13 protein-coding genes and 1 pseudogene are annotated in these 24,380 nt (G+C 73.3%); 13 read left to right on the forward strand and 1 reads right to left on the reverse strand.

All coding sequences use genetic code 11. The features are described from left to right. Positions 1 to 224 precede the first annotated feature (224 nt). From AQJ27_RS20320 to trpC, 12 genes are all read left to right on the forward strand, one after another. Positions 225 to 992: an AfsR/SARP family transcriptional regulator gene (locus AQJ27_RS20320; RefSeq protein ID WP_235613551.1), complete on the forward strand. Its 768-nt coding sequence runs from the start codon at positions 225 to 227 to the stop codon at positions 990 to 992. 165 nt (positions 993 to 1,157) lie between these two features. Beyond that, positions 1,158 to 2,243 (forward strand): LysR family transcriptional regulator, encoded by a 1,086-nt coding sequence (locus AQJ27_RS20325; RefSeq protein ID WP_079065110.1) that lies wholly within the window; start codon positions 1,158 to 1,160, stop codon positions 2,241 to 2,243. After that, positions 2,212 to 2,490 carry an acyl carrier protein gene (locus tag AQJ27_RS20330; RefSeq protein WP_067370783.1) on the forward strand — a complete coding sequence of 93 codons (279 nt, stop codon included), beginning with the start codon at positions 2,212 to 2,214 and terminating at the stop codon, positions 2,488 to 2,490. Before AQJ27_RS20325 ends, AQJ27_RS20330 begins: the two co-directional genes overlap by 32 nt. Positions 2,491 to 2,522: 32 nt before the next feature. Beyond that, on the forward strand, positions 2,523 to 3,758 hold the full coding sequence (locus AQJ27_RS20335) for a beta-ketoacyl-[acyl-carrier-protein] synthase family protein (RefSeq protein ID WP_067370785.1): 1,236 nt from the start codon (positions 2,523 to 2,525) through the stop codon (positions 3,756 to 3,758). After that, entirely contained in the window at positions 3,758 to 4,864 is a 1,107-nt protein-coding gene (locus AQJ27_RS20340) for a beta-ketoacyl synthase N-terminal-like domain-containing protein (RefSeq protein ID WP_067370787.1), read from the forward strand. The genes AQJ27_RS20335 and AQJ27_RS20340 overlap by 1 nt, the downstream gene beginning before the upstream one ends. Beyond that, positions 4,861 to 5,619 carry a 3-oxoacyl-[acyl-carrier-protein] reductase gene (gene fabG / locus AQJ27_RS20345; protein ID WP_067370788.1) on the forward strand — a complete coding sequence of 253 codons (759 nt, stop codon included), beginning with the start codon at positions 4,861 to 4,863 and terminating at the stop codon, positions 5,617 to 5,619. Before AQJ27_RS20340 ends, fabG begins: the two co-directional genes overlap by 4 nt. A gap of 55 nt (positions 5,620 to 5,674) precedes the next feature. Further along, positions 5,675 to 6,379, forward strand: coding sequence for a 2-hydroxychromene-2-carboxylate isomerase (locus AQJ27_RS20350; RefSeq protein ID WP_067370790.1), 705 nt, complete (start codon positions 5,675 to 5,677; stop codon positions 6,377 to 6,379). A gap of 117 nt (positions 6,380 to 6,496) precedes the next feature. After that, entirely contained in the window at positions 6,497 to 17,677 is an 11,181-nt protein-coding gene (locus tag AQJ27_RS20355) for an amino acid adenylation domain-containing protein (protein WP_067370791.1), read from the forward strand. Further along, the gene (locus tag AQJ27_RS20360) at positions 17,674 to 18,531 is read left to right on the forward strand and encodes an ABC transporter permease (protein ID WP_079065111.1); all 858 of its coding nucleotides are present in this window, start codon (positions 17,674 to 17,676) and stop codon (positions 18,529 to 18,531) included. The genes AQJ27_RS20355 and AQJ27_RS20360 overlap by 4 nt, the downstream gene beginning before the upstream one ends. A 52-nt stretch (positions 18,532 to 18,583) precedes the next feature. Continuing rightward, positions 18,584 to 19,843 carry a cytochrome P450 gene (locus AQJ27_RS20365; protein ID WP_067370793.1) on the forward strand — a complete coding sequence of 420 codons (1,260 nt, stop codon included), beginning with the start codon at positions 18,584 to 18,586 and terminating at the stop codon, positions 19,841 to 19,843. Position 19,844: 1 nt separating this feature from the next. Further along, positions 19,845 to 20,795, forward strand: coding sequence for a TauD/TfdA family dioxygenase (locus AQJ27_RS20370; protein WP_067370795.1), 951 nt, complete (start codon positions 19,845 to 19,847; stop codon positions 20,793 to 20,795). 88 nt (positions 20,796 to 20,883) lie between these two features. After that, positions 20,884 to 21,708, forward strand: coding sequence for an indole-3-glycerol phosphate synthase TrpC (trpC, locus tag AQJ27_RS20375; protein ID WP_067370797.1), 825 nt, complete (start codon positions 20,884 to 20,886; stop codon positions 21,706 to 21,708). An 84-nt stretch (positions 21,709 to 21,792) separates the two neighbouring features. Here trpC and trpD read toward each other — a convergent pair whose 3' ends face one another. Then, the gene (trpD, locus tag AQJ27_RS20380; protein ID WP_235613550.1) at positions 21,793 to 22,866 is read right to left on the reverse strand and encodes an anthranilate phosphoribosyltransferase; all 1,074 of its coding nucleotides are present in this window, start codon (positions 22,864 to 22,866) and stop codon (positions 21,793 to 21,795) included. 144 nt (positions 22,867 to 23,010) lie between these two features. Here trpD and pdxR point away from each other — a divergent pair. Then, positions 23,011 to 24,363: pseudogene (pdxR, locus tag AQJ27_RS20385) on the forward strand (MocR-like pyridoxine biosynthesis transcription factor PdxR); the annotation flags it as partial. Positions 24,364 to 24,380 lie beyond the last annotated feature (17 nt).

Genomic DNA, 24,380 nt, shown 5'->3' on the forward strand with positions numbered 1-24,380 from the left:
CGGAACATGAGCGTGAAGTCAGCGATGTGTCAGCGCGTTTCGGGATTATGCCGCCGACGCCAGGACACGGCAAGGGGTGGGGTCGGCCATACCGGGCGGATGCCCTCGCGGGCCCGGATGGTATTTCCCCCGATCGGTGGACCCGGGACATATTTGGGGCTCCACTCGACGAATACGTACGGGGGCACCCAGTGGACATCCAACTTCTAGGTTCCGTATCCCTGTTGTCCGGCAGCAGCCGCCGGTACACCATGGCGTCGCGGAGACTCACGGCCGTGCTGGCGCTGCTCGCTCTCAGCCCGGGCCGGACGGTGTCGTCCGACCAGATCGAGGACGAGCTGTGGGCGGGCCGCAGAATGGCCAACGCCAGGAACGCGCTCCAGGCCAATGTCGTCAGGCTGCGCAGATTCCTGGCGCCGATCACCGGCCTCAAGGGCGACGAGCTGATACGCACCGTCGGGGGCGGCTATCTCCTGGACGTGCCACCGGAGTCGGTGGACGCCCACCGCTTCCTGCGGTGGGCCGACACCGGCGCCGAACTCGTCCGCACCGACCCCGCGCGCGCCGTCGTCCTGCTGGAGGAGGCCCTCGCCCTGTGGCGCGGCCCCGCACTGCTGGACGCCCACGACGGGCTGCGCATACGGATCGGCGCGGCCGACCTGGAGGAGCGGCGGATCACCGCGTACGAGGATCTGGTCACCGCGAAACTCGGGGTCGACGCCCCCCGCATCAGCGTGCCCGAGCTGCGCCAGGCGGCCGCCGACCACCCCGAACGGGAGCGGCTGAGCGAGCTGCTGATGCTGGCCCTGTACCGCGAGGGCCGCCAGTCCGAGGCCCTCGACGTGTTCCACCGGGCCCGCCGCAGGCTCGCCGGCGACCTGGGTCTCGAACCCGGTCCCGCCCTGCACAGCGCCTACCAGGCGATCCTGGAGCAGGACGAACTGCTCGGCCGCCCCCACCAGGTCCTCGCCTATTCGGCAGGGCGGTCCTGAACCCGAACCCGAACAATGCCCTTGATCCATCGCGTATTCCCTCTGTGCTCCCGCTGAAGTACCGCTGACGATCCGCCGAGGCACGTTCTCCCCTCGCACGAGACGGAGTTAACGTGACTCGGCGGATTCGTGTACGTCCGACGGCGCGGAATTGGGGGCGGGGGCATGGACATAGAAATACGGCACGCTCGCATCATTGTCACGGTGCACGCGGCCGGCAGCATTTCCCGCGGGGCCGGTGAACTCGGCCTGCCCCAGCCGAGCCTCACCGCGCAATTGCACCGCATCGAGAAAGCGGTGGGCGGCGAATTGTTCGTGCGTTCCCGCACCGGCGTGAAACTCACCGAGCTGGGCGAACGGCTCGTACCGCTCTTCGCCGAGCTCGTGCGGCGCGCCGACGAGGTGGTCGCGGTGGTCGGCGCGTCGTCGTCGGCGGCGCCGCTGCGCCTCGGCAACACGGAGTGGACCCCACCGGCCCTGCGCGACGCCCTCCACACCGTGCTGACCGACACCGTCGTGCGCACCGAGACCCTCGACGCGGGGGCCGCCGTCACCGCGGTCCGCGAGGGCGCGCTGTCCGCCGCCCTCGTGCACGCCGTGCCCGACCTGCCCGGCACCGAGCCGCCCGCACACACCCTGGGCCGGGTGCGGATCGTGCGGGAACCGGTCTGGCTGGCGCTGCCGCACGACCACCCGCTGACCGCCCGCGCGGAGGTCGACGCCGCCGAACTCCCCCGGCTGACCTGGGTGCGCCACTCCCCGGCACACTGGTTCCACACGGTCGAGGAGGCCCTGCTCGCGCCACCGGGACGGCCGGCCTCGGCGCGGTCCGCGAAGGTGCTGCACCTCGTCAACAGTCAGCGTGAGGCCATGCGCTGGGTCCACGACATGGGCGTCGCCGCGCTGACCACCCCCTCGGGTGCCACCGCCGGCATCACCCTGGTCCCGCTCGTCTGCCCCGAACACGTCGAGATGCGGCTCGTGTGGCGCCGCGGCGAGGTCACCGAACAAACCCTGCGGCAGCTGGTGGAGACGGTCCGCGAGTACTACGCCGCCTACGCCCGCACGGTCCCCGGCTACTGGCAGTGGCTCCTCGACCACCGCCGCGACCACCCCGAACTCCACCCGTTCCTGCCCGTTTCCGCAGGCCAGGAGCGTGTCAGCGGCCGGTCAGCGGCACATCAGCAGGGTGTCAGCGCGGTCCGCCAGCATCGTCTGCATGACAACCACACAGCAGCTGAGCGCCGATGACCGCGCCAGGATCAAGGACATCATCTGCGACATCCTGGAGATCGAACCCGACGACATGACCGACACCAGCCGCTTCAAGGAGGACCACGAGGCGGACTCCATGGGCGCCATCGAGATCCTCTCCCAGCTGGAGCGGGCCTTCGGCACCGACATCGACCAGGCCGAACTGGCCACCATGGTCAACCTGGAGGCCGTCGTCCGCGTGGTCGAGGCGGCCGTCGCGGCCAAGTCCGCCCAGGCCTCCTGACCGGCGTCACCTGACGAGGACGACGGGAGCGCATGGTGTACGACGACGGGCAGCCGCCGCGCCGGGTGGTCATCACCGGGCTCGGCACGGTCACCAGCATCGGACTCGGGGCCCCGGCCTTTCTGGCGGGACTGCGGACCGGCCGCAGCGGGGTGAAGCCGATCACGACCTTCGACACGACGGGGTTCGCGCACGCCAACGGGTGCGAAGTGGCCGACTTCGACCCGCGGGAATGGATCCACCGCATCGACACCACCGAACTGGGGCGCGCCACCCAGTTCTCCGTCGCGGCGGCCGGCATGGCCGTCGCCGACGCCGGCCTCACCCCGCAGGAGCTGGGCGAACGCCGGGTCCTCGTCTCGGTCGGCACCACCGACGCCGAGTCGGGCGACCTGGACGGCCTCGCCCGCACCCAACTGGACGAGGGCCCCGAGCGGTGGGCACCCGGCGTGGTGCGCAGGGCGCAGGCCGGGCGGCTGTCCAGCGCCGTCGTCCGCGAACTGGGCCTGGTGGATGTCGAGGCGCTCACCATCCCCACCGCGTGCGCGGCCGGCAACTACGCCATCGGCAGCGGCTTCGACGCCATCCGCTCCGGCGAGGTCGAGGCCGCGCTGTGCGGCGGCGCCGACGCCGTGTGCCGCAAGACCTTCGCCGGCTTCTACCGGCTCGGCACCATCGCCCCCGAGGTCTGCCAGCCCTTCGACAAGGACCGCAAGGGCATCCTCACCGGCGAGGGAGCAGGCGTACTCCTCCTGGAGAGCCTGGAGTCGGCGCGGGCCCGCGGCGCCCGGATCTACGCCGAGGTCCTCGGGTACGGCCTCAACTGCGACGCCCACCACCCCGTCGCCCCGGACCAGGACAGCCTCGCCCGGTGCATGGAGGTCGCCCACCGCAACGCGGGCGTCAAGGCGGAGGACGTCGACTTCATCTCCGCGCACGGCACCGGGACCCGGGCCAACGACGTGACGGAGGCCGGCGCCATCCGGCAGGTCTTCGACACTCCGCCGCCCACCATCTCCATCAAGTCGATGATCGGACACTCCATGGGTGCCGCGAGCGCCCTCGCCGCGGCGGCCTGCGCCCTCGCCATCACCGAGGACTTCATCCCGCCCACCGTCAACCACCGCGAGACGGACCCCGAGTGCGCGCTGGACTGCGTGCCCAACGAGGCCCGGGCCGCCCGGCTCGACGTGGTGCAGAACAACGCGCTCGCCTTCGCGGGCAACAACGCCGTGCTGATACTCGGCCGGGTCAGGGAGGCCGCGTGATGTCACCCCTCGTCATCTCCGCCTGGTCGGCCACCTCGCCGTTCGGCGTGGGCGCCGACCCGTTCCGGGCCGGCCTCGAAGCGGGCCGCAGCGCGGTGGAGCCGGTGGACCGGGAGACCCACCCCGGCCCCTTCGAGCAGGCCGCCCTGGTACCGGAGTTCACGGCCGCCAGATACGTCGGCAAGAAGGGCACCCGCACCATGGACCGGGTCACCGCCCTCGCCGTCACCACGGTCGGCGGCCTGGTCAAGGACCTCACCGACGAACTCGCCGCCCACCCCGAGCAGACCGGCCTGGTCCTGGGCACCGGATCCGGCAGCGTGCAGAGCATCATGGACTTCACGCGCGACTCGCTCGTCGGCGAGCGTCCCTATCACGTCGACCCGGCCCGCTTCCCCAACACCGTGATGAACCGGGCCGCGGGGCAGGGCGCCATCTGGCACCGCATCAAGGGCCCCAACACCACCGTCGCGGGCGGCACCCTGACCGGACTGCTCGCACTGAGCTACGCGGTACGGCTGCTGCGCGGCGGCCACTGCGGACGTGTGCTGTGCGGCGCCGCGGAGGAGTACTCCACCCAGCGCGCCTGGCTGGAGTGGCACGGCCGAGCCGAAGAGGAACGCGACACCCCCCTCGGCGAGGGCAGTGCCGTGTTCCTCGTCGAGTCGGCCGAGGCCGCCGAGGCCGCCGGACGCACCGCGCTGGCCGCGATCGGCGCCGTACGCTTCCGCGCCTGCGCGGAGCCGGAAGGAGCCGCCACCGCCCGCCGGACCCTCGCCGACTGTGTGCGCGGCGCGCTCGACGCGGCCGGCGTCGGGCCCGAGAACGTCCGCGCCGTGCTGCCCCTGGCCGGCGGCGGCCCCCTCGCCACCCAGGAGGCCGCGGCGGTACGGGACGCACTGGGCGAGGCACGGCCACGCTGGACCCGGCTGCGCGACCTGGTGGGCGACACCTCCGCCGCCGCCACCAGCCTCCAGCTGGCCGCGGCCCTCGCCGAGTCCGGCGACCGGGGCCTGGCCCCCGGAGAGGCGGCCCTGATCACCGGGGTCGACCGGGACGGGATGGTCGGGTGCGCGGTGCTCACCGGGGCAGGAGCACGCCGATGACGCGGCCGGAGCCCGGAACCGGGCGCCCCGTCGCCCTCGTCACCGGCGGTTCCCGGGGCATCGGGCGGCATGTGGTGAGTCGGCTCGCCCGGGACGGCTATGACGTGGCCTTCTGCTACCAGTCCAACAAGGAGGCCGCCGACGCCGTCGCGGGGGAGGCCGCCGACGCCGGCGCCGGGGTGCACACGGCCCGCGTCGACGTGGCCGACCACGATGCGGTACGGGACTTCGTGCGGGCCGCGGAGAAGGAGCTCGGCCCGCTGCGGACGGTGGTGTCCTGCGCCGGGATCGTCCGCGACAACCCGCTGGTGATGATGGCGCCCGGCGACTGGGACGCCGTACTGCGCGTCAACCTCGACGGGACGTACAACGTCTGCAAGGCGGCCGTGTTCGCCATGATGAAGCGCAGGGCCGGTTCCGTGATCACGCTCTCGTCCGTCGCCGGCGTGTACGGCAACGCCACCCAGGCCAACTACTCGGCGACCAAGGCCGGGATCATCGGCTTCACCAAGGCGCTCGCCAAGGAGGCGGGCCGGTACGGCATCCGGGCCAACGCCGTCGCACCGGGGTTCATCGAGACCGACATGCTCTCCGGGCTCGGCGACGACCACGTCCGGAAGATGACGGAGCGGATTCCGCTCGGGCGGTTCGGCCGCCCCGAGGAGGTCGCCGACCTGGTGTCCTTCCTGGCCTCCGAGCGTGCCTCGTACATCACGGGACAGGTGCTCGGGATCGACGGCGGCCTCGTCGTCTGAGCCGCCGGTGCCGGTTCCATTCACAGCTTTTCCGAGAACTGGAAGGGGCGTCAGCATGCCCAAGAACAAGACACCGCGCGTCTATTTCTCCCTTCGCAGCCCCTACTCCTGGCTGGCCTACCGGGAGTTGATGACCCGTCACAGGGATCTGGTCGAGCAGCTCGAATGGCTGCCGTTCTTCGAGCCCGACCCGCTCACCGCCCGCCTGCTGGCCGAACAGGGCGGCAGGTTCCCGTACTCGGAGATGTCGCGGGAGAAGAACCGGTACGTCCTCCAGGACGTCGGCCGGCTCGCCAAGTCCCGTGGGCTCAGGGTGACGTGGCCGGTAGACCGCGACCCGGTGTGGGAGGTCCCGCACCTCGCCTATCTCGTCGCCGCCCGCCAGGGCCGCGGGCACGACTTCATCGACGCGGTGTACCGGGCCCGGTTCGGCCGCGGTCAGGACATCTGCGACCCGCGCACGATCGAGGACATCGGCTGGGAGCTGGGCATCGACCCGGGCGGGCTGTCCCGCGCGAGCGACGTGCCCGAACTGCGCGCGGAGGGCATCCGGATCCTCCACGACGTGTGCCGGGACGGGGTGTTCGGCGTGCCGTTCTTCGTCCACGGCTACAGCCGCTTCTGGGGGCTCGACCGGCTCGACGCCTTCGTGGCGCACCTGCGCGAGCGGCAGGAGCCCGCCGCGTCCGCGCCGAAGGTGCTCAGCGCCGTCGGCCTCGGCACCGCCACCGACGACGGGCACGCCGGCGGCTGCGGCTGACCGGCCCCGCGGCCCGCTCCACCCGGCCCCGCGCTCTGTCAGCGGGTGCTCAGCCCGCCGTCAGCGCGGGCGCCGACGATCGACTGTGACATCTGCGACCTTCGCTAGGGGATTGCCATGACGCAAGAGCAGACGGTCGGCCTCCCGCTGACCGCCGGCCAGAAGGACATCTGGTTCGACGCGAAGCTCTCCGGCGGGGGCGCGACGTACAACACCGCCATCTACTGGGACATCCGCGGTCCGCTGGACCAGGGCGTCTTCCGTGACGCGCTGGCGCGCCTCGCCGAGGAGTCGGAGTGCCTGCGCGCCCGGTTCACCGAACGGGACGGCGAGCCACGGCAGTTCGTCGAACCGCTCACCGCGCTGCCGCTGACCGTCACCGACGTCAGTGGCAGCCCCGACCCCGCCGCGGTCGCGCAGGAGGCGATCCGCGCCGACCTGCGCGTCGCGTTCACCCTCGACGAGGGCCCGTACCGGCCCCTGTTCCGGCTGAGCGTCTTCACCCTCGGCCCGGAGCGGACCTTCTTCTGCCTCCTCAACCACCACCTGGTCTCCGACGGCTTCAGCTACGTCATCTACTGGCAGCGCCTCTCCGAGATCTACGAGGCGATGCTCGCCGGCACCTCCCCCGACGAGGGCCGATTCCTCCCGCTGTCCACCCTGATCGACGCCGAGACGGCGTACACGGCCTCCGCCAAGGCCGAGCGCGACGCCGCCTACTGGCAGGAGCAGTTCGGCGACCGGCCCGAACTGATCAGCCTCTCCACCCGCGACGCGGAGCCCGCACAGGGCTTCCTCCAGGAGCGGACCGTGCTGCCGGAGCCGGTCGCCGAACGGCTGCGGGCCGTCGCCTGGGAGTCCCGGGTGACCTGGCAGACCGCGCTGACCGCCGCCCTCGGCGCGTACACCGCGCGCATGGCGGCCACCGCGGACGTCCTGCTGTCCCTGCCGGTCACCGCACGCGTCGGCGGCAGCACCCAGAAGGTCCCCGGCATGGTGGTCAACTACCTGCCGCTGCGCCTCGCCGTGCACGCCCGCACGACCCGCCGTGAGCTCTTCACCGACACGTACCGGGTGTTCTCCCAGGCGCTCAGGCACCAGCGCCACCGGGTCAGCCGGATCCGCCGCGCGATGGGCCTGGCCAGCGACGACCGGCGGCCCTTCGGCCCGTTCATCAACATGATGCCGCAGGTGGAGAAGCTGACCGTCGGCCCCTGCGAGGCGACCATCCACAGCCCCTCCACGGGCCTGGTCGACGACCTGGAGTTCACGGTGGCCGACAAGGGCGACGCCGGCATCGGCGTCGACCTCAGCGGCAACGAGGCGCGCTACGACCGCGCCGAGGTGCGCGCCCACCTCGACCGGTTCACCGCCTACCTCGACGCCTTCCTCACCCTCGACGGCGACGCCGCCCTGGGCTCCCTCGACCTGCTCGCCCCCGGCGAGCGCACCGCTCTGCGGCGCTCCCTGTTCGGGCCCGTCCGCGAGACGCCCTACCTGGGTGTCGTCGAGCGGATACGGGCACAGGCGGAGCGCACACCGGATGCCCCGGCCGTCACCGACGACGGCGGCACCCTCGCGTACGGGGAACTGGTCGGCCGGGCCAGCGCCACCTCCCGGCTGCTGTCCGGCAGCGGCCCGGTCGCCGTACTGACCGAACCCGGCCGGGACTTCGTCACCGCCGAGCTGGCCGCCCTCGGAGCCGGACGCGCCTTCGTCCCACTCGACCCCGGGGCACCGATCGCCCGTCTCGTCTCGCTGCTGAAGGACAGCGGGGCGGGTTCGGTCCTCACCCACGCCGAGCACGAGCGGCTCGCACGGCAGGCCGCCGCCGAGGCCGGATCCGCGCTGTCCGTCCACCTCCTGGACGGTTCGCGGGACCCCGCGCACGAGCTCGCCCCCGTCCTCGGCGGACCGCTCGACCTCGCGTACGTCATCTACACGTCCGGCTCCACCGGCAAGCCCAAGGGCGCCATGGTGCAGCGCGGCGGCATGGTCAACCATCTCCTCGCCAAGATCGAGGAGTTCGGTCTCGACGACACCGACGCGCTCGTGCACAACGCACCCGTCACCTTCGACGTGACCGTCTGGCAGACCCTGACCACCCTGCTCGTGGGCGGCCGGGTCCGTGCCTTCGCCCGCGCGGACGCCGCCGACCCCGACGCCCTGTTCACCACCATCGGGGACGAACGCCTGACCGTCCTCGAAGTGGTCCCGTCCCTGATGCGGGCGACGCTCGACCTGTGGGACGCGGCCGGCTCGGCCCCCCGGCTGCCCGCCCTGCGCTGGATGATCTCCAACGGCGAGGCGCTCCCGGCCGACCTGTGCACCCGCTGGTTCGCCCGCTTCCCCGGCATCAGGCTGGCCAACCTCTACGGGCCGACCGAGTGCTCGGACGACGTCACCCACGCCTACGCGGACTCACCCGCCGACCTCGACGCGCCCGTCGTACCGATCGGCCGGCCCCTGCGCAACACCCGCCTGTACATCCTCGGCGACGACCTGCGGCCGGTGCCGCGCGGAGTGCGGGGCGAGCTGTACATCGCGGGCGCGGGCGTCGGCCGGGGCTACCTCGCAGAGCCCGGCCGTACCGCGACCACGTTCCTGCCCGACCCGTTCGCGGCCGACGGCTCGCGCCTGTACCGCACCGGTGACCTCGTGGTCCTGCGCGCCGACGGGCAGCTGGCCTTCATCGGGCGCCGCGACCACCAGGTCAAGATCCGCGGCCAGCGCATCGAACTCGGCGAGGTCGAAACGGCCCTGCGCGAGCTGACCGGCGTCGCGGACGCGGTCGCCGCGGCCGTCACCGACCCGGCCGGGCAGAAGCGGCTGGTCGGCTATGTGGTGCCGGAGGGCACGACCGCCCTCGACACCGCCGGCGCGCGGGCCGCGCTCGCCGGTCGGCTGCCCGAGGCGCTGGTGCCCACCGTCCTGGTGGTCCTCGACGCGCTGCCGCTGACCGCGCACGGCAAGGTCGACCGCAAGTCCCTTCCGGTGCCCGATCTCACGGTGCCCACGCTCTCGCGCACGGTCCGCACCGGCGAGGAGGACATCCTGCGCACGGTCGTGGCCGAGGTGCTCGGACTGCCCGAAGTCGGCGTCGACGACGGCTTCTTCGCGCTCGGCGGCGACAGCATCAGCTCCCTCCAGGTGGTCAGCCGCGCCCGCCGGGCCGGTCTGGTCATCACGGCCCGCGACGTGTTCCGGCACCGCACGCCCGCCGCCATCGCCGCGGTGGCCCGGCGCGCCGCCGACGACACGGCCGAGGAGAGCGCCGACGACGAGGGAGTCGGCGAGCTCGAACTCCTCCCCATCGCCCACCAGCTGCGCGAGACGGTCGCGCATCTCCCCCAGGAGGCCCGGGAGTTCAGCCAGTACGTCACCGTGACCGTGCCCACCGGACTCCGCCAGGACCTCCTGGAACGTGCCGTACAGGCCCTCCTCGACCGGCACGACGCGCTGCGCCTCGAGCTCACCTCACCGGTGCCCGGCCTCTGGTCGCTCCGGACCCTGCCACAGGGCGCCGTGCCCGCCGCCGACGTCGTACGCCGCCATACCGCCCCGGCGGACGCCGACCAGGACGCGCTGCTCGCCGAACAGGTGGCCGTTGCCCGGGCGCGGCTGCGCCCCGAGGACGGGCTCATGGTGCAGGCCGTACTGATCGAGGAGGGGGAAGGCGCGGCGACCGCACGGCTGCTCCTCGTCGTCCACCACCTCGCCGTCGACGGAGTCTCCTGGCGCATCCTGCTGCCGGACCTCCGAGCCGCCTGCGAGGGACTGGCCGCGGGCAGCGCCCCCCGGCTCGACCCCGTGCCCGTCTCCTACCGGACCTGGGCCAAGTCCCTGTCGGAGGAGGCCCGTTCGGCCCGCCGGGTGGGCGAGCTGCCCCTGTGGTCCGGGCAGGACGGCCAGACGACCGTGCTCACCGACCGGCCGCTGGACCCGGCCCGGGACACCCACGCCACCGCCGGACACCTGCGCCTCGAACTGCCCGCCGCGGCGACCGCGGCCCTGCTCACCCGGGTGCCCGCGGCCTGCCACGCCGAGATCAACGAGGTGCTGCTCACCGCCCTCGCCCTCGCCGTCACCGGCCATGGCCGCGCCCGGGGCCAGTCGGCCACCGGCGCCCGCATCGAGCTGGAGGGCCACGGCCGCGAACAGATCGCCGGCGGCCTCGATGTCTCCCGCACGGTCGGCTGGTTCACCAGCGTCTACCCCGTGCTCCTCGACACGGGCGAACCCGGCGCGTCCCTCGGCACCGTTCTCGGCCGGGTCAAGGAGACCCTGCGCGCCCTGCCGGACCACGGCATCGGCCACGGCCTGCTGCGGCACCTCAACCCCCAGACGGCCACCGTCCTGGCCCGCGGGACCACGCCCCAGCTCGGCTTCAACTACCTGGGCCGGTTCACCGCGGACGGCGGCGACTGGTCCATGCGGGCCGGCGCGTCCGGCCTCACCGCCGCCCCGGCCACCCCGCTGCGCCAGCCTCTGGACGTCGTCGCCGTCACCGAGGACCGTCCCGACGGCCCCGTCCTGGTCGCCGACTGGACCTGGGCGGGCGAACTCCTCGACGAGACCGACGTACGGCAGCTCGCCGAGCGCTGGTTCCAGGCCCTCGAAGCGCTTGTCGCGCACGCCGACGGTACGGCAGCCGGCAGCCGTATCCCCGCGGAGTTCCCGCTGGTGGCCGTCTCCCAGGGCGAGATCGACGCCTACGAGCGTGAGCTGGACGGCATCACCGACATCCTGCCGCTCTCCCCGCTCCAGCGCGGCCTGCTCTTCCAGGCCGAGTTCGACCGGCAGGGCATGGACGCCTACACCCTCCAGGTCGTGATGGACGTCGACGGCCCCCTGGCCGTGGCCGAACTACGCGCCGCCGCACTCGCTCTTCTCGACCGCAACCCGGCCCTGCGCGCCTGCTTCCGCGAGCGCGACGCCGGAGAGCCGGTGCAGGTGATCCCGGCCGCCGTCGAACTGCCGTGGACCGAGGTCGACCTGACCGGGGCCGGCGACGCCGACGCCGAGGTGGAACGCCGTACCGACGAGGAATGGCTGCACCGCTTCGACGTCACCCGCGGACCGCTCACCCGGTTCACCGTCTTCCGGATCGCCGACGACCGCCACCGCGTCCTGTGGACCACCCACCATCTGCTGGTCGACGGCTGGTCCCTGTCCGCCGTCCTCGCCGAGGAACTGGTCGCGCTCTGGTCCAACGGGGCCGACGTCTCGGCGCTCGCCCGGGTCGCCCCGGCGGCGGCCCATCTGGAGTGGTCGGCCGCCCAGGACAAGGACGCCGCACGCGAGGCCTGGCGCGCCGAGCTGGCCGGAGTCGAGTCCGCGACCCGGCTGGGCCCCGCCGACCGCGGGCGGGTGAACGTGCTCCCCGAGACCCTCACCGTCGAACTCCCGCAACGGCTGACCGCCGCCCTCACCCCGTGGGCCCATGCGCGTGGCCTGACCATGAACACCGTCATGCAGGGCGCCTGGTCCCTCGTCCTGGGTGGCCTCACCGGACGCCAGGACGTCACGTTCGGCGCCGTCGTCTCCGGACGGCCCGGCGAACTGCCCGAGGTGGAAAGGATGGTGGGTTCCTTCCTGCACACCCTGCCGGTACGCGTCCGCCTCGATGCGGCCCTGTCCCTGGAGGCCCTGCTCACCGATCTCCAGGACCGCCAGATCGGTCTGGAGGCCCACCACCACCTGGGTCTCGCCGAGGTTCAGAGCTGCGTCGGCGCGGGGGAGCTGTTCGACACCGTCGTCAGCTTCCACAACTATCCGACGGGCGCCCTCGACCGCATCGGCGAGCACGTTCCCGGCCTGTCCATGCGCGGCTGGAAGGCCCGGGTCGTCGCCGAATACCCGCTGGCGGTGGGCGTGTTCCCGGTCGCGGACGGCGGGCTGCGGGTCGAGGCCCAGTACCGGCCCGACATCTTCGACGAGGAACGGGTCGCCGACTTCGTACGCCGCTTCACCCGCGTACTGGAGAGTCTGACCGCCGATCCGGGCGCTCCGGTGGCCCGCGTCGACACCCTCGGCCCCGAGGAACGCCACATCCTGCTGCACACCTGGTCCGGCGCCGACGCGGCCCGCCCCGTGACGGACGCGCTCGCCACCGAGACCTTCGAGGGCTGGGCGGCCCGCTTCCCCGACAAGCCCGCCGTGGCCCTCGGCACCGCCGAACTGACCTACGCCGAGCTGAACACCCGCGCCAACCGGCTCGCCCGCCTCCTCGTCGAGCGCGGTCTGCGCCCCGAGCAGCCGGTCGCGGTGATGCTGCCGCGCTCCCCGGAACTCGTGGTCGCGGCGCTCGCCGCGATGAAGGCCGGCGCGGTGTTCCTGCCGGTCGACGTCGACTACCCGGTCGAGCGCGTCGGCTACATGAGCGACGACGCCCGTCCCGGCGCCCTCCTCACCGACACCGCGACCGCGCACCGCCCGGCCGGACTCCCCGGCACCCGCGGCCTGCTGGTGCTCGACGACCCGGGAACCGTACGGCAGCTGGAGCGGTTCGCGGACACCGACCTGGTCGACGACGAGCGGAACGGACCCCTGCGGGCCGAGAACACCGCGTACATGATCTACACCTCCGGCTCCACCGGCCGTCCCAAGGGCGTCACCGTGCCGCACACCGGGCTGATGGCGATGGCCGACAGCCTCACCGAGCGGTTCGGGCTCGACGAGGACGTACGGGTGCTCCAGTTCGCCTCGTTCAGCTTCGACGCGTCCGTCTTCGGCATCATGCTGGCCCTCCTCAACGGCGGCACCCTCGTCATCGCCGACGAGGAGGCGCGCACACCCGGGCAGCCGCTCGTCGACCTGATCAACGACGCGCGGATCAACCTTGTCGCCCTGCCGCCCGTCGTCGTGGGCTCACTGCCCCAGGGCAGTGAACTTCCCGCCGATTTGCGCCTGGTGGTGACCGGTGAGGCGGTTCCGGCCGAGGTCGTCGACCGCTGGGCCGGCCGGGTGCGGATGTTCAACGGCTACGGCCCGACCGAGGCCGTCGTCGGCTGCACCGTCAGCGGCCCGCTCACCGGCGGCACCGGCCGGCCCCCGATCGGGCGGCCCACCTCCGCCCACCGCGTCTACGTCCTCGACGACCTGCTGCGGCCCGTACCGGCCGGTGTCGTCGGCGAGCTGTACGTCGGCGGCGGGCTGGCCCGCGGCTACCTCGACCGGCCCGGACTCACCGCACAGCGCTTCGTCGCCGACCCCCACGGACCGGCCGGGGCCCGTATGTATCGCACCGGCGACCTGGTGCGGTGGCTGCCGGACGGGGAGCTCGACTACCTCGACCGGGCCGACGACCAGGTCCAGTTGCGCGGCATCCGCGTCGAACTCGGCGAGATCGCCTCGGCCCTGCAGACCGTACCCGGCGTCGAGCAGGCCGTCGCCGTCGTGCGCGAGGACGCGGCCGGCGAACGCCGGCTGGTCGCCTACGTGGTCGCCGACGGCGCACCGCAGGGCCCCCGGGTGAGCGGCGAACTCCGAGACCGCCTGGTGCGTGAACTGCCCGACTACATGGTCCCGTCGGCCGTGGTGACGCTGGAGGCGCTGCCGCTCACCGTCCACGGCAAGCTCGACCGGGACGCCCTGCCCGACCCCGACCTGGGCGCCGTGTCGAAGGGCCGTGCCCCGCGCACGCCTGTCGAGGGCATCCTGTGCGGGCTGTTCGCCGACATCCTCGGCATCGACCAGGTCTCCGTCGACGACGACTTCTTCGAGATCGGCGGACACTCGCTGCTCGCCACCCGTCTCGTCAGCCGGGTGCGCACCGCGCTCGGTGCCGAACTGCCCATCCGGGCCCTGTTCGAGGCGCGCACGGTGGCGGCCCTCGCCGCGCTCGTCGAGGACGCCGACCGGGCCCGGCCCGCGCTGCGCCCCGCCCCGCTTGGCGCACCCCGGCCGCTCTCCTTCAGCCAGCGGCGGCAGTGGTTCCTCAACCGCCGCGAGGGCAGCGGCGACGGCTCGTACAACACGGTCGTGGCCTACCGGCTCACCGGGAGACTCGACACGGACGCGCTCCGGACGGCCCTGGCCGACGTGACCGGCCGGCACGAGGTGCTGCGTACCGTCCTGCCGGAGGCGGACGGCGAGCCGGTGCTGCGGGTCCTGGACGCGGCCGAGGGCGCGCCGGAGGTGCGGGTGCTCCCGGTAGCGCCGGGCGAGCTGGACGCCGCGCTGGTGGCAGAGGCCGATCGCGGCTTCGACCTGAGCGTGGAAACCCCCTTCCGGGTCCGGGTGCTGTCCGTCGGGGAGGACGAGTGCGTCCTGCTCCTCGTGCTGCACCACATCGCCTTCGACGGCTGGTCCATGGGCTCCCTCCTCGGCGACCTCACCACCGCCTACCGGGCCCGCCGAGAGGGACGCGCACCCCGGTGGGAGCCCCTCGCCGTGCAGTACGCCGACTTCGCCGCCTGGCAGCGCGACCTGCTCGGCGACGACACCGACCCGGACAGCCTCGCCGCCCGCCAGCTCGACTTCTGGCGCGACGCCCTGACCGGCCTGCCCGACGAACTGCCCCTTCCCACCGACTTCCCGCGCCCCGCGACGGGCAGCCGTTCCGGAGACGTCGTCCTCTTCGACATCGACCCCGGACTCCAGGCGTCCGTGGGCGAGTTGGCCCGCTCGACCGGCACCACCGAGTTCATGGTCTTCCAGGCCGCTCTCAGCGCCCTGCTCACCCGGCGCGGCGCGGGCACCGACATCCCGGTCGGTGTGTCCGTGGCCGGCCGCACCGACGACGCGCTCGGCGACGCCGTCGGCATGTTCCTCAACTCCCTCGTCCTGCGCGGCGACACCGGCGGCGACCCGACCTTCCGCGAACTCCTCGACCGGCTGCGGGAGACCGACCTGGCCGCCTACTCGCACCAGGACATCCCCTTCGACCAGGTGGTGGACGCCCTCCGGCCGGTCCGCCGACTCAACCGGCACCCCCTCTTCCAGGTCTCGCTGACCGTCCAGTTCGACGCGGTGCGCGACCTCGACCTCCCCGGGATCACGGCCCGCCCCGAGTTCATCCCCTCGCGGCAGGCCAAGCTCGACCTCGTCGTCGAGCTGATCTCCTGGCCGGGCGCGGAGGGCGGCATGCGAGGCCTGTTCACCTACAGCACCGACCTGTTCACCCGGCCGGGCATGGAGCGGCTCGCCGCCCAGTTCGTCCAGGTACTGCGCGACGCCGTCGTCGACCCCGGGGTGCGGCTGAGCGGACTGCGGCTCCTGGACGACGCCGAACGCGAGCAGGTGCTGCACGGCTGGAACGACACCGCCCGGGACCTGCCCGACTCGACCCTCGTCGAGCTGTTCGCCGGGCAGCCCGCAAGGGACGCCGAACTCGACCGCCGCTCCGACCGTCTGGCGCACCGCCTGCTGCGAGCGGGCGCGGGCCCCGACCGCGTGGTGGCCCTCGCGGTGCCCCGCGCCGCGGACCAGGCCGTCGCCGCCCTCGCGGCCCTGAAGGCGGGCGCCGCCTTCGTGCCGGTGGCCGCCGACGAACCGACGTCCCGGGTAAGGGCGTTGTTCGCGGAGACCGAGCCCGTGTGCGTCCTGACCACGGCCGGGCTCGCCGGACGGCTCAGGTCGGCCGGGGCGCCCGTGGTGGTGCTGGACGACAGCGGGGCGGCCGACGGTCCGGTGACCGACGCGGACCGCGGCGGCGTACTGCGGCCCGGGCACGCCGCCTGGCTCGTCCGCACCGAGGACGCACAGGGACGGCCGCACGGCATCGTCGTGGACCATCGCACGGCCGCCAACCATCTGCGGTGGGCGCTCGACGCGGGGCGGACGGCCGAGGCCGGTCTGCCGGGGGCGCTGCTGTCCGGAGCCGAGATCGCCGCGAGCGGACGACCCGGACCCGAGTGGACGGCCCCGATGCCCGGCCCGGCGGACGACGCGCGCGCGTGGAACATCCGGCGGTACGTCCTCGACGAGTGGCTGCGACCCGTGCCGCCCGGCGTGCCCGGCGAGGTGTATCTCGCCGGGGCCGGGGTGCCGCGTGCCGTGGCGGGCCGGCCGGGGGAGAGCGCCGGGGTGTTCGTCGCCGACCCGTGGGGCGGCGAGGGCGCGCGGATGTGGCGTACCGGCCGACGGGCGAAGTGGGACGCGAACGGCAACCTCGTCGCCCCGCAGGCGAGTCCGGCGGTCGTCACCGAGGCTCCCGCCGCCCCGCGGGCCGACGCGGCGGACGTCGTGACCGAGACCCTTCGCGTGATCGTCGACGAGATCCTCGGCACCGACGGGCTCCCCGTCGAGGACAACTTCTTCGAGGCCGGCATGGACAGCATGAAGTCCCTGCGCCTGGTGAGCCGCGCCCGCGCGGCGGGCCTGGAGGTGACCATCGCGGACGTCTTCGTGCACCAGAACGTGGCAGCGCTGGCGGCGGACGTACGGGGGAAGGCGGAGCCCGTCCGGGAGCCCGAAGCCCCCGCTCCCCGGGACAGCACCAGGATCATGGCCGAGGCGATCGCCGCGACCGAGGAGCTCGACCACGCCGACACGTTCGGCACGATCCTCCGCATCCGGCCGACCGGCGACCGGCCGCCCGTCTTCTGTCTGCACAGCGGCGTCGGGCTGGCCCTGTCCTACCTGCCGCTCGCCCCGTACATCGGAGCCGAACACCCCGTCCACGGCATCCAGTCGCCGAGCGTCGTCGCCGGCGCTCCGCTGCCCGAGAGCATCGAGGAGAACGCCGCCGCCTACATCCGGCTCATGAAGCAGGAGCGGCCGAAGGGCCCGTACCACCTGCTCGGCTGGTCCTTCGGCGGGCTCATCGCCTACGAGATCGCCGTCCAGCTGCGTGCGGCAGGAGAGGAGGTCGGGCTGCTGGCGGTCCTCGACTCCTACCCCCGTACGGACGCGGTCGACGAGCGCGACGAACAGGGCAGCCTGGCCTGGCTCCTGGAGGGCATCGGACACGACCGCTCCGAGTACGGCGGCCGGGACCTCGTCCCCGCCGACGTCATCGACGCCCTGCGCCGCGACAACAGCCCGCTCGCCCGCCTCGGGGAGGAGCGCTTGGCCCGGATGGTCGATCTGATGGCCCGTCATCAGGTTCTCAACACGCGCTACCGGCAAGGAGGTTACGGCGGCCGCATGCAGCTGTTCCTCGCCGAGCGCTCGCCGTGGGGCGAGGTGACGGACAAGGAACGGCTGTGGCGGCCCCGGCACAGCGGCCCCGTCGACGTGCACCGGATCGACTGCGCTCACGACGACATGCTCAGCCCCGGCCCGCTGGCCGAGATCGGCCCGCTCGTCGCCGCCGAACTGAAGCGCCTGCACGACGGGCGGGAACAGCGATGACGACGACACTTCCGGCGGCGCCCCACCACGAGGCGCCGCCCGCCCCGGACCTCCCGAGCGGCGGCACCGTCCGCACGGCGGCCACCGAGGTGCTCGCCGTCATGGGCCGCCGGCTGCGCCGACTGCGCCGCGCCCCCGGCCGGGCCATCGGCGTGGTCCTCAACCCGCTGGTGTCGATGGTGCTCCTCGGCTACCTCTTCCGGGACGCCGTCACGCTGCCCGCGGGCGGCTCGTACGTCGAGTACGTCTTCGCGGGCGGCGCGGTCCAGGTCGGGCTCGCCTGCGTCGGGCCCACCGCGGTGTCGCTGGCCATGGACTTCCAGGGCGGCCTCGTCGACCGGTTCCGGTCCCTGCCGATCAGCAGGGTCGCGGTACCTCTCGGACACACCTGCGCGGACCTCCTGGTGGGACTCGTGGGCCTCGCCGTCACGGCCGGGACGGGGCTGGCCCTCGGCTGGCGCTCGCACACCGGGGTACTGCCCACACTCGCGGGGTTCGCCCTGGTCGCGGCGTTCGTCTACGTCATGCTGTGGCTCGGCGTGCTGCTCGCGCTGACCCTGCGCAGCATCGAGACGATCAGCGTGGTCGCCCCGTTCATCGTCGTCGTCCTGCCCTTCCTGTCCAGCGCCTTCCTGTCGCCCCGGTCCATGCCGGGCGCGATCCGGCCGCTCGCCGAGTGGAACCCGGTCAGCGCCGTCATCGCCGCCTGCCGCGAGCTGTGGGGCAACCCGGCCACCACCAGCCCCGGCTTCGTGGGCGACCACCCGCTGCTCGTGGTCGCCGTGACCCTTTCCGTGCTGCTCACGTCCTGCTGTGCCGTGAGCCTGCGCCGATTCCGTACGGCGGGCCGCTGAGACACCCCTCGGCAGGACCGCCGGCCACCCTCGCCCGGAGGACGAAATCCCCATGCCCGTACAAGAACTGGCGCAGGCGCCGGACGATCTCGCCGCGCTCGACCTCACCGATCCGCAGACCTTCCTCGACACCGACCCGCGCGACCTGTGGCGCCGCTTCCGCACCGAGAGCCCCGTGCACTGGCACCCGGCCCGCGGGCGCACCCCCGGATTCTGGGTGGTGTCCAAGTACGCCGACGCGGTCGACGTCTACCGCGACAACAAACGCTTCACCTCCGAACAGGGCACGGTCCTCGCCACCCTGCTCCAGGGCGGGGACTCGGCCGCCGGGAAGATGCTCGCCGTCACCGACGGCAAGCGGCACCGCGAGATCCGCAACCTGATGCTCAAGTCGTTCTCGCCGCGCGTCCTGGAACCCGTGGTGGCCGGGGTCCACCGCCACACCCGTGAACTCCTCGCCCAGGTCGTGGAGTCGGGCGAGGCCGACTTCGTCTCCGAGGTCGTCGACCACATCCCCATCCACACCATGGGGGAACTGCTCGACATCCCCGTCGCGGACCGCGCGCAGCTCGTGGCCTGGAACACCATGACGCTGTCCCGGCACTCCGGCGAGGACAGCGAGTTCGAGTCCCTGATGGCCCGCAACGAGATCCTGCTCTACATGGCGCAGCTCATGGCCGAGCGGCGCCGCAGTCCCGGTGACGACGTCCTCAGCGTGCTCGCCGCCGCGACGATCGACGGCGAGCGGCTGACCGAGGACGAGATCGTCCTCAACTGTTACAGCCTCATCCTCGGCGGCGACGAGTCCACCCGCATGTCCCTCACCGGCGGCCTCATCGCCCTCGCCGAGAACCCGGAGGAATGGCGCAGACTGAAGGCCGGCGAGGTGACCTCGGACAGCGCGACCGAGGAGATCCTGCGCTGGACCACCCCCGCCATGCACTTCGGACGGCGCGCCCTGGCCGACGTACCGCTGCGGGACCGGGTGATCAGGGCGGGCGACGCCGTCACGCTGTGGAACACCTCCGCCAACTTCGACGAAGAGGTCTTCGCCGACCCGTACCGCTTCGACGTCGGCCGCAGCCCCAACAAGCACGTCGTCTTCGGTCACGGTCCGCACTTCTGCCTGGGTGCCTTCCTGGGCCGGGTCCATGTGAACGCCATGGTCGAGGCCGTGCGCGACACCGTCGCCGACATCACGCTGCGGGGTCCGGCCACCCGCCTCCACTCCAATTTCATCCACGGCTACAGCGGCCTGCCCGTGGCGCTGCGCGCCGAGCGGACCGGGCCGGCCGACGAGGAGATTCGCTGACATGCGCCACGAGACACACACGACCGGCGGCACCACCCTCGCCGTCCTGCACACCGACGGCTCCGTCGAGGACGGGGACGACGCCCGATGGGCGCAGGTGCGGACGAACGCCGAGGAACTGCTCGACGTCCACGGCGCGGTCCTGCTCCGCGGCCTCGGTATCACCGGCGCGGAAGGCTTCCACCGGACCGTCGGCCGCTTCGGCGAACGGCTCATCGACAGCTACCGCGGGGGCAACACCCCGCGTGTGACGGTCTCCGACGGGGTGTTCACCTCCACCGAATACCCGGCCCGCTACGACATCACCCTCCACAACGAGCTGTCGTACGCCCGGAGTTGGCCCGAGCGGCTGTTCTTCTGCTGCCTGACGGCACCGGAGAGCGGGGGAGCGACCCCGGTCTGTGACGGCGAGGCACTGCTCGCCGCCCTGCCCGCCGGGGTGCGGGCCCGCTTCGAGACGGGCGTCGTGTACCACCAGCATCTGCACGGCGGATTCGGCCTCGGCAAGTCCTGGCAGGACACTTTCGAGACCGCGGACCGGGCCGTCGTCGAGGAGTTCCTCACCGCCTCCGCCGCCGAGTTCGAATGGACCGCGGCGGGCGGTCTTCGGGTACGGCAGCACCGGCCAGGCGTCCGCAAGAACCCGCGCACGGGACGCGACACCTGGTTCAACCAGGCCGACCAGTGGCACCCCTCGAACCTGCCCGGCGACGAGTCCGAGCTGCTCCTGTCGGTCACCGGCTCCGTCGAGGACCTCCCGCACTGGGTCACCTACGGCGACGGCACCCCGCTCTCCGACGAGGACCTGGCCCAGGTCCGCCGGGCCCAGGCGGAGCACAAGCACGCGGAGCCCTGGCAGGAGGGCGACGTCATGATCGTCCACAACATGTCGGTGCTGCATGGGCGGGAGGCCTTCACCGGCGAGCGCAAGGTCGTCGTCTCCATGACGTGATGACCACCCACCACACAGGAAGCGGGGCCCGGGGCAGCGCGCCGGGCCCCGCCGACTGCCTCTCACCGAGACCGAAGGAGACACATCGATGAACGCGCTCGACGGCATCCTCGCCGGGGTGCGCGAGGACCTGGCCGACCGCCGGCGCCTCACACCACAGGGTGAGCTGGAGGACCGGGTGGCCGCCCTGGCACCCGGCGGCGACCTCTCCGGGCGGCTGCGCGGCACCGCCGGGGTGCGGGTGATCGCCGAGGTGAAGCGGGCCAGCCCCTCGCGCGGGCCGATCGCCGACATCCCGGACCCGGCGGGCCTCGCGGCGGCGTACCAGGCGGGGGGCGCGGCCGCGGTCAGCGTGCTCACCGAGCGGCGCCGGTTCGGCGGCAGCCTCGCCGATCTGGACGCCGTGCGGGCCCGGGTGGACATCCCGGTACTGCGTAAGGACTTCGTGGTCGACCCCTACCAGATCTGGGAGGCCCGCGCGCACGGCGCGAACCTGGTCCTGCTGATCGTCGCCGCCCTCGCACAGCCCCAGCTGGCCGACCTGCTGGCACAGTCGGCGGAACTGGGTCTGACCCCGCTGGTGGAGGTGCACGACGCGATCGAGGCGAAACGCGCCCTGGACGCGGGAGCCTGGGTGATCGGCGTCAACGCCCGCGACCTGCGCACCCTGACGGTCGACCGGGGCACCTTCGCCCGCGTGGCCCCGGAGATCCCGGAAACCGTGGTCCGCGTCGCGGAGTCGGGAGTACGCGGCCCCCACGACGTCGCGTCCTACGCCGCCCTGGGTGCCGACGCCGTCCTGGCGGGCGAGTCCCTGGTGACCGGCGGCACGGCCGGGGTGGCAGCCCTGGTCGCCGCCGGCCGCCGGCTCAACGGGCGGCGGGCGGCGACTCAGGGGGGCGCTTCGCGGTGACGGCGGACGGGGTTCCGAGACGGCCGACGGGGGTCTCGAGACGGCCCGGTGTTCCGCCCGGCGGCCACCGGCCCGGTGTTCCCTTCAACGGGCGGCAGGTCTCGGCGCGCGGGAGTGTTGTGCCGTGACCGCCGTCCAGTGCTCCAGTACGTCCGCCGCGGCGCCCGAGTCGATGGCTCGCGCCGCCTGATCCACCCCCGCCGCCAGGCGGTTCGCCACCGGCCCCTCGCCGGGGGCGAGTGCCGCCAGGCCGGCCGCGGCCGAGAGAAGGACCGCGTCCCTGACCGGGCCTCGCGCGCCGGCGAGGACCTCGCGGGCCACCCGGGCGTTGTGGGTCCGGTCCCCGCCGCGCAGCGCGTGCGCGGGAGCGAACCCGATGCCGATCTCCCTGGGGTCGAAGGACTCCTCACGCACCTCGGATCCCGCCCCCGCCCCGGAGACCGACCACACCGTGGAGGTAGTCGTGACCGTCAGTTCGTCCATGCCGTCGTCGCCCCGGAACACCAGCGCGCGTACCCCGCGCCGGGCCAGCACCTCGGCCAGCCGCGGGGCGAGCCGGGCGTCCGCCACGCCCACCGCCTGGGCGGTCGGGCGGGCCGGGTTGGCCAGCGGGCCGAGGGCGTTGAACACCGTGCGTACCCCGAGCTCCCGGCGTGGCCCGGCCGCATGGCGCATCGCCGGATGGAACAGCGGGGCGAAGCAGAACGTGATGCCGCACTCCCGCGCCACCTCCGCGACCCGCTCGGGCGGCAGGTCGAGCGCCACCCCCAGCTCCTCGGCCACATCGGCGGATCCGCACGCCGACGAGGCGGACCGGTTGCCGTGCTTGACGACCCGCGCCCCCGCCCCGGCGGCCACGATCGCCGACATCGTGGAGATGTTCACGCTGTTCGAACCGTCACCGCCGGTCCCGACGATGTCCAGGGTCGGGCCGGCGACGTCGAGCGGCACCGCGTGCCTGAGCATGCCGCGCACCAAGCCCTCGATCTCCCCGGCCGTCTCGCCCTTGGCCCGCAGCGCCATCATCAGGGCGCCGAGCCGCGCGGGCCCCGCGGCGCCCGACATCACCTCGTCCATGGCCCAGTCCGCCTCACGCGGTGACAGGTCCGCGCCGCTCAGCAGTGCGTTCAGCAATTCGGGCCAGCTGGTCTCAGCCACGGTAAGACTCCTCAAGTAGCGGGAAGCGCGCCGGAGTTCAGTCTGAGAAACCTTGCGGGCGTTTTCCAGACCAGTGGAACGGACGTCGTACGGACCAATTCCGAAACCCCTCGCCGGAAATCCCGACCGGAAAGGAAGAAATCAGTGGCTCTGCACACCGCGATCAATGTCGTCAGGGAGAACGGTGTTCCGCTGACCGCGCAGATCCAGCGGTTCATCAAGAAGGAGGTCGCGGCCGGTGTCCTGCACCCCGGCACCCGCCTGCCCTCCAGCAGACGCCTCGCCGACGACCTGGGCGTCTCCCGCAGCGTGGTCGTCGAGGCGTACGGCCAACTCGTCGCCGAGGGCTACCTGGAGGCCGTACAGGGCGCCGGCACCCGCGTCGTACGCCATCTGGAGCCCGAGCCGGTCGTGCCCTCGCTCCTCGACGACGGCCGTGTCCCCGCCGTGCGCTGGGACCTGCGCCCGAGCGGCCGCAACTTCCCCGCGTTCCCGCGCCGCGACTGGCTCGTCTGCTACCAGCGGGCCCTGCACGGCGTGGACCTCGCCGACCTCGACTACCCACCGTTGACCGGCGTGCCCGCGCTCCGCCTCGAACTCGCCCGCTATCTGGGCCGGGCCTGCGGGCTGCACAGCGCACCCGAGCGGCTGATGGTGGTCGCGGGCTTCGCGCAGACCCTGGCGCTGCTCTGCGCCGTCCTGCCCGGACTCGGCGTCGACGCGCTCGGGATCGAGAACCCCGGTCATCCCGGCCAGCGCCAGTTCGTGCGCGAGTGCGGAGTGCGGCCCGTGCCGGTCCCCGTCGACGACGAGGGCATCGACGTCGCGGCGCTCGCCGCCTCCGGGGTACGGGCCGTCCTGGTCACCCCCGCCCACCAGTTCCCCACCGGCGTCACCCTCTCCGAGCGCCGCCGCCAGGCGCTCGCCCGGTGGGCCCGCGACACCGGCGGCCTGATCATCGAGGACGACTACGACGGCGGCCTCTGGTACGAGCGCGGCGCCCGCCCCCTGGCCCTGCAACGCCTCGCCCCCGACCACGTCGTCCACGCGGGCACCGCCAGCAAGTCCCTCGCCCCCGGCCTGCGCCTGGGCTGGCTGGCCGCCCCGCCCCCGCTGCTCGACCCGCTGCTGCGCGCCCGCGCACGGCACGACCTCGGCACGGACAGCCTCAGCCAGCTGGCCTTCGCCGAGTTCCTGCGCAGCGGTCTCTACGACCGTCATCTGCGCCGGCTCAACTCCCTGTGCCGGGACCGCAGACGGACTCTGGAGGAGGCGGTGGGCGGCGCCCTGCCCGGCGCCCGGGTCGTGGGCAGCGCCGCTGGACTGCACGCGTACGTACGGCTGCCCCGGCACACCGACGAGGCGGCGCTGGTGGCCGGGGCGCTGCGCCGCTCCGTGCTGGTGCGGGGCGGCGCGGCCTTCCACGCGCGGCCCGGCGAGGGCGGCCCCGCGCTGGTCGTGGGCCACGCCCACCTGCCGCGGACCGGCATCGGTGAGGCCGTGCGGGAGGTGGC

Source organism: Streptomyces olivochromogenes (genome assembly GCF_001514115.1).
In the GTDB taxonomy this organism is placed as follows: domain Bacteria; phylum Actinomycetota; class Actinomycetes; order Streptomycetales; family Streptomycetaceae; genus Streptomyces; species Streptomyces olivochromogenes.

Bases quoted from the DNA above. Each gene is read 5' to 3' on its own strand.
- fabG (WP_067370788.1), top strand. From the start codon at position 4,861: ATGACGCGGCCGGAGCCCGGAACCGGGCGCCCCGTCGCCCTCGTCACC.
- AQJ27_RS20355 (WP_067370791.1), top strand. From the start codon at position 6,497: ATGACGCAAGAGCAGACGGTCGGCCTCCCGCTGACCGCCGGCCAGAAG.
- trpC (WP_067370797.1), top strand. From the start codon at position 20,884: ATGAACGCGCTCGACGGCATCCTCGCCGGGGTGCGCGAGGACCTGGCC.
- AQJ27_RS20330 (WP_067370783.1), top strand. From the start codon at position 2,212: ATGACAACCACACAGCAGCTGAGCGCCGATGACCGCGCCAGGATCAAG.
- AQJ27_RS20350 (WP_067370790.1), top strand. From the start codon at position 5,675: ATGCCCAAGAACAAGACACCGCGCGTCTATTTCTCCCTTCGCAGCCCC.
- AQJ27_RS20370 (WP_067370795.1), top strand. From the start codon at position 19,845: ATGCGCCACGAGACACACACGACCGGCGGCACCACCCTCGCCGTCCTG.
- AQJ27_RS20360 (WP_079065111.1), top strand. From the start codon at position 17,674: ATGACGACGACACTTCCGGCGGCGCCCCACCACGAGGCGCCGCCCGCC.
- AQJ27_RS20335 (WP_067370785.1), top strand. From the start codon at position 2,523: ATGGTGTACGACGACGGGCAGCCGCCGCGCCGGGTGGTCATCACCGGG.
- AQJ27_RS20365 (WP_067370793.1), top strand. From the start codon at position 18,584: ATGCCCGTACAAGAACTGGCGCAGGCGCCGGACGATCTCGCCGCGCTC.
- AQJ27_RS20325 (WP_079065110.1), top strand. From the start codon at position 1,158: ATGGACATAGAAATACGGCACGCTCGCATCATTGTCACGGTGCACGCG.
- AQJ27_RS20340 (WP_067370787.1), top strand. From the start codon at position 3,758: ATGTCACCCCTCGTCATCTCCGCCTGGTCGGCCACCTCGCCGTTCGGC.